Origin of the sequence: Pseudomonas sp. 31-12 (assembly GCF_003151075.1) — a bacterium.
Taxonomy (GTDB): Bacteria; Pseudomonadota; Gammaproteobacteria; order Pseudomonadales; family Pseudomonadaceae; genus Aquipseudomonas.
The window spans coordinates 3,780,856-3,795,052 of the sequence record NZ_CP029482.1 but is presented as its reverse complement, the minus strand read 5'-3'; the positions used below and the strand labels follow the sequence as shown (position 1 = coordinate 3,795,052).

Sequence of the window (14,197 nt, the reverse complement as noted above, 5' to 3'; positions counted from 1 at the left end):
TTTCCACCCTCTTAAAACGGACACAGCGTTACGTCCCCAGGGCGTAAGAATCAGCGTGATTTGCCCTTCTTGATGCACCGCTGGCACAGCTTCCAGATCCAGCCATCAATGACCTCTTTTTCAGCGGGGAACTCGCCGCAGCGCTGACAGATCTGGTTCGTCGCTGCTTCAACGGCGTAACCAAGAGTTTTGATGTGTGGCGGGGCAAAGAAGCAATCGACGCGAAGGAAGCATTGCTCAGGCCGACAGACGATTTCAGTGTCGTAATCTTCGCTCGCAATTTTCAAGGCGTTGGCAAAGCTTTGCCAGCCCCGGTAATTTTCCCCGAGCCAAGCATCTTCAGATTGGATATCGGGCAGCATGTGCCGAATTGACGCAAGCGGATCGACCGGTTTTTCTCCATCAGCACTCACGATCTCAGACCCCTTGGTTTGACAACAAAAAAACATTGCATAGGTTTCGCTGCTACGTGAAATCCGGTGTTTCGCATGCACCGTAGATCTGCTGATTTCACGTAAAGCCGTTTTGACAGGGTAGATCAATTGGATAGGGTTGTAGCGGTTTACCTGGCTTTCACGAGAACGATCGGCAACCGCCCTCAAACCCGGTGGCCAGCTTACGGCGAAGCCGTGTAAAAATTTGATGTTGTCCCAGTTTACGTAGAAGCCCAGTGGATGGATGAGAGCATCGATTGCACCGGCAACTCTTTCTTGCATGAGCCATAGGCGAGTAGCTGATTGCAACTGCAACTGCAACTGCCAGTGTCAGTGTCAGTTGCTCCAAAGAACGCTCACTAGGATCAAAAGGCCAAAGCTGGATCCTTGCAACGCTCATATCCAAAATGTCCGGATCGTCTAAAAGGCACTACACACCGCATTTATATAGTTTAGCGGTCTTAAACATGCTTATAAGTGATTGGTGTCTGATATTTTCGGGCTCACAAATGACGTTTGCCGTCTCCCTTATTTTATTTGCGTGGGTGATGAATTTTTCTGTTAGAACTGGTGCCAAGGTGAATGAGCGCAAAGCGCAGAGGTTGTTGGTGTCAGTATCAATGACGTGCATATCCACTACCATTCTTTGATTTGCGTTTGTTAGGTCAGGAATAGAAATGAGATCTTGAGGAATTATGCTTGGATTAAAAGGGCACTCAAACAGGATGTCGCCAATTTCAAAAAGTATAAAAATTGTTTTACCTTGAGTTATGAATCCAGCACGTATTTTGCCCTTTTTTAGTGCGGATAGCTCTGAATTAATAATCGAGGGCATCATTACTTGCAAGATGTTTCCTGGTTTTACAAGAAATTGAGCCGCAGCGCCTTCATGGCAAGGGGTTTCAAGTGGGTACGGGCTGCCTACGCCCAATGCGATGTAGTTATGCATATTTGTCCTCTAATTGGTTTGTGGGGTTTAATCTAATGGAATCGTTTTGATCATTTTATCTGTTAATAACAAAGAACATGCATTCGCTGGTTTGTTATTTGTTTTCGAGTATGACAATGCTTTTTTTGCATGCAACTAAAATATTTTTGCGTTTATATATTGAAAATTCTATAACCTCCGACTGGCGGAGGTTTTGGGAAAGTCAAGGTGGGTAAAATATAATTGTGATTCATGAGCGAGAAAAAGGGTGAGGGTGAAAGATCTGTAGAGCTTTCTATGACGATATAGCGATGCGACCCCCCGTGTCGGCCATCGTGTTGCACTCGGTTTGCCGGTTCATTCCGTCATTTTTGCGGCGTAATGGTGAGTGGGTGTTTCTGATGTAAGACGATGGGTTCAAGTGATGTAAAAGTAACCGTCGACCAGACCATTAGAAAAGAGATCAACAGCTGAGCGTGTTCAAGCTTATCGAGCAGCCTGGCGCAGAGGTAGCTCGGACTTGGGTGGTAAGTCTCGACCAGAAGAGGATCCACGCACTAAGTTTTAGCCGCTGTTGTTTCGTCTATGGCATTGGCTTTTAGAGTCAGCCGTAGAGAATCCGTGAGTTAAGAAAATTTTCTTGAGTGCCGTGATGTATTTAGGGTTATTCTGATAATGGAAGCGGCCAAGTCTGTGAACCCAGAAAGGATACTGCCAACTCAGGGTGGCTATGTTTCCGATAATTCCTAATATCGGAAAATATACTTTTCGATCGTTCAGTTTTATTCAGCTCTACTTGATGTCATACTTTTGCGATTCGTAAAAATAAATGTTGACTGTGTTTTCTGTTTAAATTAAAAAGGCAATTAATTCTGGAGCGCATTTGATGAATTCAAGAAACGAGAGTGGAGCGGGAATTGAAACTGGGACTCGATCTAAGAAGCGTGGATTGGGGCGAGGGCTTGAACCTTTGCTACCGCCAGGGGGATTTTCGGGTCTGTCTTTTGCGGCTAAACCGACCCACCCTGAATGGGTGCGCGTGTCTAATGCCAAAGAAATTTTTTCGCATCGTATTGAATCCTTTTATAAGCAGAGATACCCGAGCAGTAATGTTACTGTTGACGATAGTTGTCACGAAAATGTTTCGCTCCACTGTGATCAGGCGTTAGATATTTGTTTTCGCATACAAGCCAGTGGCGCAGGGTGGTCAAAGGATACGCTGGTTATATCGAATATTCCTTGCGTGTTCGATACATTGATAAAAGATTTCTTCTTAGAGCTGTTAAATTTTCTAATATCAATTCAAAGCGAGGTGGGTTTTTTCTATTTGGGGCTGGAAAACGTGACAAGCTGCGAGGTGGTCGATCAGCAAAGCCCTGGGAGTAAATTAATTAGGCGGTTTAGCTTTCAAAAAGTAGAGCAACATTGGACTATTCCCATGGTCGCATTGAAACAGCGCATCGAGGAAGAAATGGCGTCGTCGAACTGCCCCATGGATAGCTCGAATGAAGCCTGAATTCGAGGCATATCTATGCAAGAAATATTCAAAAATTTTCCGCCTTAAGGCGCACGATATTGTCGGCGGTTATGATTACTTTGGTTTTGAATGCGGAGACGGTTGGCTTGTGCTTCTTGATACACTTTGTGGGGAGATTCAACGTCATGTCGATGCCAACAATCTGTTGCAAGTAGAGGCAAGGCAGGTTAAGGAAAAATATGGAGGCTTAAGATTTTACTATACTGGCGGTGATGATATTATTCATGAACTTGTCAAGTTGGCTGAGGATTTATCAAATATCACATGTGATATTTGTGGTGGTGCCGCTTCGTCTGAAGTAATACAAGGGTGGGTTGTGACGCGCTGCAACCTTCATAGATAACCGGACGGTTAGCCGCGTTAATGCAGGTCATCGAAACTCACGTCCAATGGGCGGCAAAATTTCCCAACCGAAGTCGATGCTGTCGTTCGGCGTTTCAGCTAAGAGTGTTGTCAGGTCAAGCTTCGGCTTGCGTGGACCCAGCCGAGAATTTTCAATCGTAGAGGTTTCAGGGATGGAGGGGCTGTGTTTAGTCCGAGTATGTTGCTTTTTGCGGTGCGCCATTGCAGATCTCCAGCATCCGAATACAGTTTAGCCCAAGGAAAATTTCAGTGTTGCTGGCTTCGCCGAAAGGGGGCCATCGAGGTGCATGGCCATTTAACAAAGGAGCAAATGGTGTCTGCCAACAGACGGTAATTTGTCATGGATCGCTTGTGCGGCTTGGCGGTGGATGTGCGCGAGCTTTCCGTCTTAAGAGGGGCTCTCCAGAATTTGAGTAAAACGTCAGGTCGCATTTTTCACAAAATGGGCCTTTTGCTAGATGTGTGAGAACGCTTGAATGAGCTTGGTCCTCCTGAGAGGAGAAAAGCTTAGCACCTCCAAATCACTACGGTGACTCACAGCAAGTTCGTCTGATGGATCGCAGTCAAGTCGGGCGCAGCACCACTGCTGGAAGAAGCAAGCGGACAGTTATCGCAAGTCCCACAGCACATCCTGTTTTGCATAGTATCCCAGTAGCGCTTTTCCTCCAGGTCCCATTCATGCAGCGCTAGCACTAGCTCTACCACTTGCGCGCCATGGTCAAGGCATTTCCGGAGCGCCTTGGGACGTCGTCTCCCAGAAATCCCGCAGAGGCATTTCCTACTCTGATTCGCGACCTTTCTTGTAGCTTCCCAAACCCGGCATAGGCATTCACCGTTATGGAGCAATTCAAAAATTGCACGGCCCTTTGAGTACCTACGCCTAACCGTAAGTAAGCGCGAGGACTGCGCTTTCGCCAGGTTTTTACCCAGAACTTTTACAGCCGCCTGCACCCGCATCTGATGGCGCGCGGCATTGCCATGTGCCCACGCCTTGTCGTTTGGCCACTTGCGCAGCCCCTTCGCCCGCTCCTGTAGTTTCAAAAACTTGTAAACTGTCTCCATCCAGGCGCGAGCAGTCGCTTCGTCCTCAATCTTCAAAGAATGGACCGGTGAGTAATTTAGGCAAAAGGTACCGTCTGAGTTGATGTGCCTTTCCGGGCAAAATGGAGGTAAGTGCTCGGAAATCTCCTCACGCACCGAAACAACACCGTCAAAATCGCGAACCTCTAAGACATAAGGTATTGTCCGGCCATCAACCAGTTGAACCGGCAACTTCAAGATGCCGGCTAGGTTGGGAGATTGAACGCAGGTGCCCCCGTAATCGGGAGCAATCTGCGTAAGTGAGTGAAGTGCTGTGCTCAACGCAAGCCTACTTCTTCAAGCACACCAGTCATGTAAGGCTCAACTATGCGCTCGTCTGACTTGATGATGGCAGGAGAACCAGCATAAGCAGCCGCACGAGCATTCTTTGCCGACTCATCCCCGTCGTCAGCCAAACCCTCTGTGGCTTCTACGTAGTCTAGATTGGCAACCTTTCGACGAGTACCAAATAGCTTTTTCACCGCTTCAGAGCCGGCGTCATATGCTGCCTGGCCGATTGCAGTTTCATCGCCCTTGCAGGCGCACTGACGATTCTCTGACTCGATGACTTTGCGGCCAATCGCGCAACGTACGCGATCAGCGTGCCGTCCTAGGCGAGTAACCGAAACCGGGCCGAGGTCAAAACCAATGGCCAGCCCGAGGTCGCCGCTTTCGTATCCCGATTCCTTCAATCGATCGATAGAAAGATTGAAGCTGCTTCGCAGTGCACCGGCGAGCCGGGTAGACTCGGACACAGATTTTTCTTCATCAGTGGTCTGCGATGTACCCTCGCAAGTGAGCGCTTGTATACAGTCGCCAATGAACCGCACCCGGCGCCCTTCAAAATCGGACGTTACTACCCGCTCCATTTCTGCTCGAAGCACGTGCAGGGTGCGGACTACATCCTCTGCGTTGTCGTCGATGTTATCGGCAACGTAAGCCGTGAAGCCGTCGATATCCGCGTACAGGCTCACCATTTCCTGCCGTTTAGAGTTGCCAGGTGTAAGCGCCATGATGTCCATGTTGCAGAGCGGCGGGGTCTGTCGAGAAAACTGAAAAATGCCAATAGGGTTCTTTTTCAAATCCTCTCGCCACTCTTCAACGATGTCTTCCGCAGTCACACCAAGCTTCGTAGCGTCTTGGCACGCGCTCACCTCATCCTTGGAAAGGGCCGACTTTTCAGGGGAGTCTTTCTCAACAAGGTCTATTGCAGCTCGGGCCGCATTGGTGAGGTAAATGCCGCGGGCCGTATTGTTGCTAGCGAGTTTGGCAGCATGGTTCGCCGGGTCGCCAAGGAATAAGGGCTCACGATAACCATTACGGCCGTTGTTGACTGCCAGTGCTAAGCCGCTATCGATGCCGATACGAACCTTCGCAGCTGGAATTTGCTGATCATCATCACCCGTCTCAGCAAGAACATCGATGATCAATTGCGCGGTGGCTACTGCGCGCTGCACGCGCTTCTTCTCAGCGTCTGTATCGCTGTTGTAGGGTTTAGTGAAAAGCGCATGTAGACGTTGGCTGTGAAAGTCGACACGACGCCCATCAACACGGTCCAGAATGCGTTTCACCGCACGGTAGTGCTGATCCAGGAAGCGCAGCGTCCGCTTATGGCAATCGGTACCTTCGACTGCCGTAATGTTCAGCATGTCGCTCAGATTTTGGATATCCGCGTAAAGGTGGACGCCATCAACCCGATACGCAACGTTCGTCGGAATCGATTGCAGCGACATGTCGCGAACATAGTCTTTGATAGTGACGCTCTCTACGTCTTTCAGTTTTTTGTTGATGTGCTGAAGCGCTCGATCATGGTTCCAGTTCTTGCTCATCATCCTCTCCCCAATCGGTACGTATTCTGCGTACCTTTATTTGAAGTAGCCTTAAGGCAGGTCCCTGGAAATTACTTCGGGCCCAGTTCGTTGAAAATTTCTCGCATTTGGTTGCAGGCAGGGCCAAGCCGCGAGGCCAAATCCTGAGCCGAGCGCGTGCTGTAGCCGATAGTGGTGATTCCTTTGAGGTCTGACGGAAGCCGAACCTCGTCGCCACGGGGTTCGACGAGAAATGAACGAGGGCGGCCGAGGCGGCCGACGAAAAGTCCAAGCTCGAAAATGACGTTGTCTCGCGGGGCACCTTGCTCCTCCCCTCGGCTTTCAACGAGATCATCAGGCGTCACGATAGCGATCGCAAAATCGCTTTCGTCGAGCTGTTCTTCTAGGCTATCAAGAGCATATTGCGATGCCCTGAAGGTGCCCTCAGTCCAAATTTTTACGAAGAACTTATCGTGCTGAAACTGATTTTGTATTTCTCGCGCTACTGGCAGGGCCTCGGTAGAGCAGATAATGAAGACGAGCGCCGCTTCATGAGACGGTCGCACGTGCTGATTTCGCTGGGTAAGCCGTTCCGCAAGTTGCTTGGTTACATGACGCCACACTGACGGGTGATTGTCCGCCGCAGCTTTGAAGTCGTGGGCAGGCACCTTCAATGCCAAGGTGGGTTCCGTAGCGACTACTGTTGCAGAGCGGGTCGCCGTGGGCACCAGTGCAGACATTTCACCCACATGATCCTGTGGCCCGCGAGCAGCAACTGTACGATCATGCACCCGCACTTCGACTGCGCCAGTGATGATGAAATAAACGTCTGAATCTTGGTCCCCTTGCGTGATGAATTCGCGATCTTTCTCAATCTGAACGAGTTCCCCAACCTCGGCAAACCGGGTTGCCAGATCCTCCTTGCCCAAAATCAAGCGCTGCTCCAGAAGTACTTCAATCAACGAGGCTCGTCCCGCCGAGCCTGTAAAACGATCAATCATCCGAGGGGCTGCCATCTATTTTTTGTCCTTATGAAAATGAACACCACATCACCGAGCGAGTATATCTGGGGGTGGCAAATGGCCTTTCAAGGGAGCCGGTCAAAAAAATGTCAGCGCTATAAAATGACGCCAATCTAATGACGATTGGAGCGTGTCGTCGTGAGTTTTCCAAGGTGGTTTTCTCTTGGCAAAATTTCCCACGATGAGTTTTAGCGGCTTGCTACAGCTTTATGAGGGGATGCCCTGCGTCATAATTTGCTAGGCCCGCCAATGGAGGAGAGATGGGCGTTGCTTTCGTTTACGCTCAGGACTCCTCTGCCGAAAATTTCAAACTTCTCATTCCCCCTTTGGAAATTTGATGGGCAAAAGTACACGAGACAGCGACATGAAAGAAAATCTGAGCGAAGAAGAAATGCGCCTTGCTCTATTAGGCGCGGCATCCCATGAGGCAGAACCCAAAACTGACGATCGGCAAATAACGTCTGATCAGCAGCATGTATCGAAAGCACGGCGTGCTTCGATGTCCCGCTCACCCAAGTTGAGGGTGTGGGCCTTCTGAAGACCCGTTGATTACAAAGCCCAGGAGCCGATTTGGAATCAAATCAGCGCGTCCGAGAGCCTGCCTCATACCTCCAAATTCGACGTTTTTGGGCCCAAACCGCAGTGCCAAACAGACCGCAAATTCACCCAACTTCTTGCTGTTTTGTGACAAACTATTTTGCAGGTAGTTGGCACCGATTGAGTGCCGCTGAACCCTCGAAAGATCCGGCGGCCGCAGCTTCTAGCGGTCCGCACTTCAGATTTTGCATCGGGCAGCAGATACCATGGACGCCAGTGGATCTACCGACTTTTCTCGATCATCGCTCACGCTCAGACCCCTTGGTTTGACAACAAAAAAACATTGGATAGGTTTCGCTGCTGTCTGAAATCCGGGTTTTTGCAGTGCCCGTAGGTCTGTTGATTTCGCGCAGAGACGTTTTTGACACGGTGGATTTATTGGGTAGGGTTACAGCGATTTACCTGGCTTTCATGAGAACGATCGGCAACCACCCTCAAACCCGCTGGCCAGCTTACGGCGAAGCCGGGTTAGAACTTTATGTTGTCCCAGTTAACGTAGAAACCCAAGGGCCGGATGAGCTGATCGACAGCGCCAGCAACTCTTTCTTGGACGAGCCAATCTCTTGGTGAGTAGCTTATCGCGACTGCCAAGATGAGCTGTTCTTCCGAAAGCGTTGCTGGATTGAACGGCCAAATCTGAATGCTCGCGACATTCACATCCGAGTAATCGTGCTCGAAATTTTCGTCATCCAGGACAATATCCTTGCCTCGCTTGAATTCTTCCAGCTCGTGAATAGAGATGGCATACGTTTTCTGCACGCCGTCAGCAAGCATTGTTCTTTCGCTGAGAAAGCTGTCACCGACTTCGGTTAATGCAACGCCGTTGTGAGTTCGTATTTCAGGATCAGAAGGCCTCGCTTTTTCGAAATACCCCCTGATCACATCGGCTCCTCGGGGGCCGCGTACATGAAAATCAGCGAGCCTCGGAGTTGAAACGTAATCTTTCACCCGCTCAATATCTATAAGGCCCTCCGAAGATTTCGGATGGTGTTGCAGCACGTTCAGAAGCTTCTTTAGCAGGTCTGGCTCGTTCGCCATTACTCTATTTATCATGCGTTCACTCTCATAACGTCTTCCCATCGGGTTGTGTAATTTTTGCCAAGCAACTGCTGCTTCATGGACCAGGGCGCGACAGCAGGCTCGCTAGCGAAGCGAACCAATCAACGAGGCCGAATCTCTTCATATGTCATCCTTGGGGTCTAGCAAGCCGAGCTGCTGATGGCAGCCCATGTCAGATTTCAGCGACTTTAGATGTTCAACGCCTTGGTTATTCAGCTCAATGATTTGCTCAGCGGTCAGCGTGTTTTCAATGTAAATCTTCAGTTGTTCACTGGACCACTTCATCGCCAGGAGCTGCTGGAAAGTGATCATGCGAATGCTCCACGCAGCGGGTGCAAATTGAACGTCACAACGCCCCAGATTTCGCACTCTTCGTCGTCTCCCAGGCGGATAGGTGGGCCAGATGGATTTTCGGCCTGAAGAAATGGAACACCATTGGAAACGCAGTACGTTTTCACGGTGAATTCAGATCCGATCCTTGCAACGATCACGTCGTCCTGGGCGGGCGTGAGGGCTCGATTGATTATCAAAAAGTCGCGGTCGAAAATCCCTTTTCCTGTCATCGAGCGACCGGTTGCACGACCCACGAACATTGAGGGTGCGCGCATACCAACAAGCTCATCGAGCGACAAAGAAGGTTCTTCGTGGTCGAGCCCAGGTGAGGGAAAGCCACAGGCCAGTTGGCCGAGCTGCTGCATTAGCTTGGGTTCATCAGACGGAACAATCGGGCGAACATCTACTGCTTTCATGGAATCACGCGCAAATACTGGACATAAATACAGTATAGGTCGATTTTCCGAATCGCCAAGCCCCGGTGGACGAGCGACGTGAATGGCTACTAGGTCAATTACTCCTATTCACGGCCAACGGGCTCATAGCATCCCAATCGCGAATGATTGAATCTGGCGGCGTCTCAGTCAGCAGATCATCAAGCGTGTACTTATGCGGGGAGATGAGAAGACGACCCTCGGAATCTATTTCGATGCTGACAGCGCAACCGGCAGGAAACCCGTCGCGCAGGTCTTGAGGAATCTTAATTCGAAATTCTGAATCAACTGTGACTTTGGTCATGACCACAGCCTGCACCAGGGAGGGGAGTCTAAGACTATAAACCGCTGGCCAGCTTCGGCAACACTGGGACAGGGTTGCTGCCAATATGCGGGCTCACCTGTTCCGGGAGCTTTCGATGGGGTTCGGCATTCATCAATGGCAAACCGGCGACTGCTTTCGCGCCTGTTGCCGTGACACCCGATGAATTGCGTGAGGCGTGGAGGGAGGGTAGGGTGCACTTTGACCTTCATGTCACTAGAAATGGTGAGTGGTTCGGAAAGGAGAAACCTCGGTCTTCCAATAGCCCTGTCACCGCTCGACGCAACCGCTCGCGAAGACATACCCTCAATGCCATTACAATTGACTCAGCAAGGTGGCACCATTCACCCCCGAACTGAGCGCTTGGTAATAAAATCTACAGATCTGGCATACACACGGAGTGGTGGAAATGGATAGCGGATTGATCGACCTCGAAGACACGATGTACGGTCTCTATCTGACGTTTTACCCAAATGATATAGCCATAAGAATCGGTTTTGATGCTCTGCCCTCTCAGACTCTCCGCCTCATCAGCCAATACCCGGAAGAAACGGCACACGTCATATCCAGTAGCGCTTACCGCCTGGCAAGGCGAGTGTTCTTCCAGCCCTTCACGGATGAGACTCATACCCAGAGATCTCTCATCAGGCTTCGTCCAGCTCGCGCCACCACATACAGCTTCGATTCCCAGCAAGACCCGGCTCATGCGATACAGCACGTCATCACCCAGCCTGCACAGCCTCAGATCCTTAAAAAACTGGCGTGCATGACGTTCAAAAGCATCAGCCAACCATCAATGAACCTAGACCTCAAATCCCTACGCAATTGCAGCGAATTTTGGGCGATTGCCGTCCACAAACTCACTAGAGCCACGACATGCTGATTCAGCTTCTCACAAGCCTCTTACCCTCTCTCACAGTCCCTAAAACAAAGGTGCATCTTGCTCAGCACAACGGACTTGAACACCCAATGGACGTGTACCTAGCGGGAGACTTTGACGAGTGGCAATCATGGCAGTCTCGTAGGAATTTTGAGTGTGAGTACGTCATTGGTTTGGTCGAGCTACCCTTCTTTATCGACGGCGTCTAAAAGTACTTTAAGGCCCAACGCTGAAAAGCCGGCCCCGCAAACCTGTTTGCTTAACAGTTTTTAAGCGAATTACTGAGTACTGCTGTGTACAACCACGCTGCGAATTATGTGGGGCACCTTGAGGAGAATCGGTACATGACGTTCGCGAGCTATGGTCCACGGTCTGTACTGAAATGTATCTGACCCCACCCGGTATACATCGTGATTCACTGAGGTAGGTTTTGGACACATCGTCAACACACCCGCTTGTAACACTTTGCTCTTCGCCGACTACCGAACAAACGAGGCTCGGCCCTTTCTCAAGAGTGTTGCAATGAACGCCCAAATACCTCGCTACCATGGCTGGTCATTATTCGGCTTGCTGTCGTTACTTGTCCTGTCGATGACTGCGCTGATCTTGGCATTTAACCCTGATTTGATAGAAGCCACTCGTACCGCGATCCGCGCCACAGCACGCACTTCTTTTGCACTGTTCCTAGCCGCTTTCACTGCCTCCGCATTCGCGGTTTTGGTACCTTCGCCACTCTCCAAAACCCTAGTACGCGAACGACGCTTCATCGGCCTAGCCTTTGCATTTTCCCACCTCGTGCATGCGGCTCTGATTTATACCTATGGTCAATTGAATCCGGAGTTCTGGCCTGGTCGTACCACCGTTGGCAACATCCCGGGTTCAATAGGTTATTTATTCATAATATTGATGACCTTGACCTCATTCAAAACGACGACGCGTTTAATCGGCCGCAAAGCCTGGAAAGCTCTGCACGTCAGCGGGATGTGGGTGCTGGCAGCAGTCTTCACCTACTCCAATTTCAAGCGCATACCGTTGAGTGCCTGGTACGTGCTGCCGTTTGGCATCATGTTTTCTGCCATCGTCGTCCGAGTGATAGGAAAACTCGCACAAAAGGCCAAGCGTGTTGCCGCTGACCGAAAACTGACCCAGTAAAGGCTGTTCTGCCGACTGAAAACTGACCCAGGTGTTCAACTGCTTCTGCTCAATTTTTGAGCAGGAGAACACAGGGTGATCAGCATGGAAATGATGGGCAAAATTCGGCGGATGTATTTTCGCGACAAGCTGTCGCTGCATCAGATAGCCAAGCGTACCGGACTGTCGAGAAACACCATCCGAAAATGGGTCAGAGCGCCCGAAGCAACTCAGCCGGCGTACCAGCGGTGCGCAGCCTTCAACAAACTCAGTCCATTTCACCAGACGTTGGAGCAGGCGCTCAAGGCCGATTCGTTTCGGGCAAAGCACAACCGCAGGAGCGCCAAAGCGCTCTTCATGCAGATCAAGGTCGAGGGTTATGAGGGTGGCTATAGCCAGCTCACCGCCTTCATTCGTTTGTGGCGATGTGAGCAAGGCAAGTCTCTACGTGCCTTTGTACCGTTGACGTTCGCACTCGTGAGGCCTTTCAATTCGACTGGAGCGAAGAGGTCTGCTGATTGGCGGGCCTGTTCCGACGCATCCAGGTCTCCCGCATGAAGCTGCGCGCCAGTCGCGCATTTTGGTTGGTTGCGTATCCCAGCCAAGGCCACGAGATGTTGTTCGATGCCCACATCCGCTCGTTTGGCGCGTTAGGTGGAGTGCCGCGTCGCGGCATCTACGACAACATGAAGACGGCTGTCGACAAGGTCAACAAGGGCAAAGGCCGGACGGTTAGTGCTCGGTTTGCCGTGATGTGCGCGCATGACCTGTTTGATCCGGACTTCTGCAACGTCGCCTCCGGCTGGGAAAAAGGCATCGTCGAAAAGAACGTCCAAGACAGCCGGCGACGCATCTGGCTCGATGCTCAAGATTGCATGTTCCACACCTTTGAAGAACTGAATGCCTGGCTCGGTCAACGCTGTCGTGCTCTCTGGGGCGAACTGCTGCACCCGCAGTACAACGGGCTGACGGTGGCAGAAGTCCTGGAGTTGGAACGAGTGGAGATGATGCCGATGCCCACCGCCTTTGACGGCTACGTCGAACGCACCGTGCGGGTCTCCAGTACCTGTTTGATCAGCGTGGCGCGAAATCGCTACTCGGTGCCTTGCGAGCGGGTCGGCCAGTGGGTCAGCAGTCGTCTGTATCCTTCCCGGATTGTAGTCATCGCCGATGAAACGATGATTGCCAGCCACAAACGCCTCTTTGATCGAGATCAGGTCAGTTTTGACCGGCAGCATTACATCCCGCTCATCGAACGCAAGCCGGGAGCGCTTTGCATTGGCGCTCCGTTTGCCGATCTGCCGAAGCCGTTGCTGCTTCTCAAGCGCGGCCTGAGACGTCACAGCAATGGTGACCGAGTCATGACGCAGGTACTGGCTGCTGTTCCCATCGCCGGGCTCGATGCCGTGTTGGTGGCGGTGGAGTTGGTACTTGAATCAGGCAGCTTGAGCGCCGACCACATCCTGAATGTCCTGGCGCGACTGACATCGACAGCAGCACCTGCGTCCGCCGAAACCAGCCTTCAACTCAAGGTAGCGCCTGTCGCCAATACGGCCCGCTACGACCGGCTTCGTACCACCGATGAGGAGACTCGCAATGCGTGATCTTATGGCGGAACTCAAAGAACTGCGTCTGCATGGCATGGCCAGCGCCTGGGAAGAACTCGCTTCGCAAGGAGAATCCTCAACGACCTCGTCGAAATGGTTGCTTGAGCATCTTCTCCAACAAGAACATGCGGATCGGGCGGTGCGCTCAGTGAACCACCAGATGAACATGGCCAAACTCCCCATGCATCGTGATTTGGCCGGCTTCGACTTCAACGCTTCCAGCGCAGACGCCCGACTGGTCAAGGATCTGTCCAACTTGGAGTTCACAGATACCGCGCAGAATGTGGTGTTCATGGGGGGCCTGGAACAGGCAAAACACACCTGGCAACCGCCTTGGCCGTATCCGGTATCACGACGCATAACAAACGTGTGCGCTTCTACTCCACGGTGGATCTGGTCAATTTGTTGGAGCGTGAAAAATACGACGGCAAGACGGGCCGAATCGCTCAAGGGCTGCTTCGGACAGACCTGGTGATACTCGATGAGCCGGGGTATTTGCCCTTCAGCCAGAGCGGTGGTGCCTTGCTATTTCACCTGCCGTCCAAGCTGTACGAACACGCCAGCGTGGTCATCACCACCAATCTCAGCTTTTCGGAATGGTCGAGTGTGTTTGGCGACGCCAAGATGACCACTGCGCTGCTGGATCCATTATCGACGGCAGT

The 14,197-nt window shown here is 51.3% G+C and carries 14 protein-coding genes and 3 pseudogenes; 7 read left to right on the top strand and 10 right to left on the bottom strand.

Annotation, left to right across the window (positions count from 1 at the left end):
• Positions 1–50: 50 nt before the first annotated feature.
• Together DJ564_RS17880 and DJ564_RS17875 are read right to left on the bottom strand one after the other, a co-directional pair.
• Positions 51–755, bottom strand: coding sequence for a hypothetical protein (locus tag DJ564_RS17880; RefSeq protein WP_109632007.1), 705 nt, complete (start codon positions 753–755; stop codon positions 51–53).
• A gap of 109 nt (positions 756–864) precedes the next feature.
• Positions 865–1,383, bottom strand: coding sequence for a hypothetical protein (locus tag DJ564_RS17875; RefSeq protein WP_162556218.1), 519 nt, complete (start codon positions 1,381–1,383; stop codon positions 865–867).
• Between the two features lie 865 nt (positions 1,384–2,248).
• Between DJ564_RS17875 and DJ564_RS32045 the strand changes: the two genes are divergently transcribed.
• Positions 2,249–2,878 carry a hypothetical protein gene (locus DJ564_RS32045; RefSeq protein WP_162556217.1) on the top strand — a complete coding sequence of 210 codons (630 nt, stop codon included), beginning with the start codon at positions 2,249–2,251 and terminating at the stop codon, positions 2,876–2,878.
• Positions 2,868–3,242 (top strand): hypothetical protein, encoded by a 375-nt coding sequence (locus tag DJ564_RS17865; RefSeq protein ID WP_109632002.1) that lies wholly within the window; start codon positions 2,868–2,870, stop codon positions 3,240–3,242. The genes DJ564_RS32045 and DJ564_RS17865 overlap by 11 nt, the downstream gene beginning before the upstream one ends.
• 554 nt (positions 3,243–3,796) lie before the next feature.
• Here DJ564_RS17865 and DJ564_RS32845 read toward each other — a convergent pair.
• From DJ564_RS32845 to DJ564_RS17825, 8 genes are all read right to left on the bottom strand, one after another.
• Positions 3,797–4,624: an E2 domain-associated cysteine-rich protein gene (locus tag DJ564_RS32845; RefSeq protein ID WP_109632000.1), complete on the bottom strand. Its 828-nt coding sequence runs from the start codon at positions 4,622–4,624 to the stop codon at positions 3,797–3,799.
• Complete coding sequence (locus DJ564_RS17855; protein WP_109631998.1) at positions 4,621–6,171, bottom strand: adenylate/guanylate cyclase domain-containing protein; 1,551 nt, start codon at positions 6,169–6,171, stop codon at positions 4,621–4,623. The genes DJ564_RS32845 and DJ564_RS17855 overlap by 4 nt, the downstream gene beginning before the upstream one ends.
• A gap of 71 nt (positions 6,172–6,242) precedes the next feature.
• Positions 6,243–7,166, bottom strand: a complete 924-nt coding sequence (locus DJ564_RS17850; RefSeq protein WP_109631996.1) for a TIR domain-containing protein — start codon at positions 7,164–7,166, stop codon at positions 6,243–6,245.
• Positions 7,167–8,237: 1,071 nt separating this feature from the next.
• The gene (locus tag DJ564_RS17845; RefSeq protein ID WP_162556216.1) at positions 8,238–8,807 is read right to left on the bottom strand and encodes a hypothetical protein; all 570 of its coding nucleotides are present in this window, start codon (positions 8,805–8,807) and stop codon (positions 8,238–8,240) included.
• A gap of 11 nt (positions 8,808–8,818) precedes the next feature.
• Positions 8,819–8,929, bottom strand: a complete 111-nt coding sequence (locus DJ564_RS32840) for a DUF4113 domain-containing protein (RefSeq protein ID WP_109631992.1) — start codon at positions 8,927–8,929, stop codon at positions 8,819–8,821.
• Between the two features lie 19 nt (positions 8,930–8,948).
• Positions 8,949–9,140, bottom strand: coding sequence for a hypothetical protein (locus DJ564_RS17835; RefSeq protein WP_109631991.1), 192 nt, complete (start codon positions 9,138–9,140; stop codon positions 8,949–8,951).
• Positions 9,137–9,577 (bottom strand): LexA family transcriptional regulator, encoded by a 441-nt coding sequence (locus tag DJ564_RS17830; protein ID WP_109631989.1) that lies wholly within the window; start codon positions 9,575–9,577, stop codon positions 9,137–9,139. Before DJ564_RS17830 ends, DJ564_RS17835 begins: the two co-directional genes overlap by 4 nt.
• A 94-nt stretch (positions 9,578–9,671) precedes the next feature.
• Positions 9,672–9,899, bottom strand: coding sequence for a hypothetical protein (locus DJ564_RS17825; protein WP_109631987.1), 228 nt, complete (start codon positions 9,897–9,899; stop codon positions 9,672–9,674).
• Between the two features lie 82 nt (positions 9,900–9,981).
• Between DJ564_RS17825 and DJ564_RS32485 the strand changes: the two are divergent.
• The 5 genes and pseudogenes from DJ564_RS32485 to istB all read left to right on the top strand — a co-directional run.
• Positions 9,982–10,156 (top strand): annotated as a pseudogene (locus DJ564_RS32485) (fumarylacetoacetate hydrolase); the annotation flags it as partial.
• A 170-nt stretch (positions 10,157–10,326) separates the two neighbouring features.
• Positions 10,327–10,800: a hypothetical protein gene (locus tag DJ564_RS17815; RefSeq protein ID WP_109631985.1), complete on the top strand. Its 474-nt coding sequence runs from the start codon at positions 10,327–10,329 to the stop codon at positions 10,798–10,800.
• 519 nt (positions 10,801–11,319) lie between these two features.
• On the top strand, positions 11,320–11,949 hold the full coding sequence (locus tag DJ564_RS17805; protein ID WP_109631983.1) for a ferric reductase-like transmembrane domain-containing protein: 630 nt from the start codon (positions 11,320–11,322) through the stop codon (positions 11,947–11,949).
• A gap of 93 nt (positions 11,950–12,042) precedes the next feature.
• A pseudogene (gene istA, locus DJ564_RS17795) lies at positions 12,043–13,532 on the top strand (IS21 family transposase).
• A pseudogene (istB, locus tag DJ564_RS17790) lies at positions 13,525–14,189 on the top strand (IS21-like element helper ATPase IstB); the annotation flags it as partial. The pseudogenes istA and istB, both read left to right, overlap by 8 nt.
• Positions 14,190–14,197: the final 8 nt, after the last annotated feature.

What these genes read in the sequence shown, in the direction of transcription:
- DJ564_RS17875 (WP_162556218.1), bottom strand. Translation starts at nt 1,383, where the DNA reads ATGCATAACTACATCGCATTGGGCGTAGGCAGCCCGTACCCACTTGAA.
- DJ564_RS32045 (WP_162556217.1), top strand. Translation starts at nt 2,249, where the DNA reads ATGAATTCAAGAAACGAGAGTGGAGCGGGAATTGAAACTGGGACTCGA.
- DJ564_RS17865 (WP_109632002.1), top strand. Translation starts at nt 2,868, where the DNA reads ATGAAGCCTGAATTCGAGGCATATCTATGCAAGAAATATTCAAAAATT.
- DJ564_RS17855 (WP_109631998.1), bottom strand. Translation starts at nt 6,171, where the DNA reads ATGAGCAAGAACTGGAACCATGATCGAGCGCTTCAGCACATCAACAAA.
- DJ564_RS17850 (WP_109631996.1), bottom strand. Translation starts at nt 7,166, where the DNA reads ATGGCAGCCCCTCGGATGATTGATCGTTTTACAGGCTCGGCGGGACGA.
- DJ564_RS17845 (WP_162556216.1), bottom strand. Translation starts at nt 8,807, where the DNA reads ATGGCGAACGAGCCAGACCTGCTAAAGAAGCTTCTGAACGTGCTGCAA.
- DJ564_RS17835 (WP_109631991.1), bottom strand. Translation starts at nt 9,140, where the DNA reads ATGATCACTTTCCAGCAGCTCCTGGCGATGAAGTGGTCCAGTGAACAA.
- DJ564_RS17830 (WP_109631989.1), bottom strand. Translation starts at nt 9,577, where the DNA reads ATGAAAGCAGTAGATGTTCGCCCGATTGTTCCGTCTGATGAACCCAAG.
- DJ564_RS17825 (WP_109631987.1), bottom strand. Translation starts at nt 9,899, where the DNA reads ATGACCAAAGTCACAGTTGATTCAGAATTTCGAATTAAGATTCCTCAA.
- DJ564_RS17815 (WP_109631985.1), top strand. Translation starts at nt 10,327, where the DNA reads ATGGATAGCGGATTGATCGACCTCGAAGACACGATGTACGGTCTCTAT.
- DJ564_RS17805 (WP_109631983.1), top strand. Translation starts at nt 11,320, where the DNA reads ATGAACGCCCAAATACCTCGCTACCATGGCTGGTCATTATTCGGCTTG.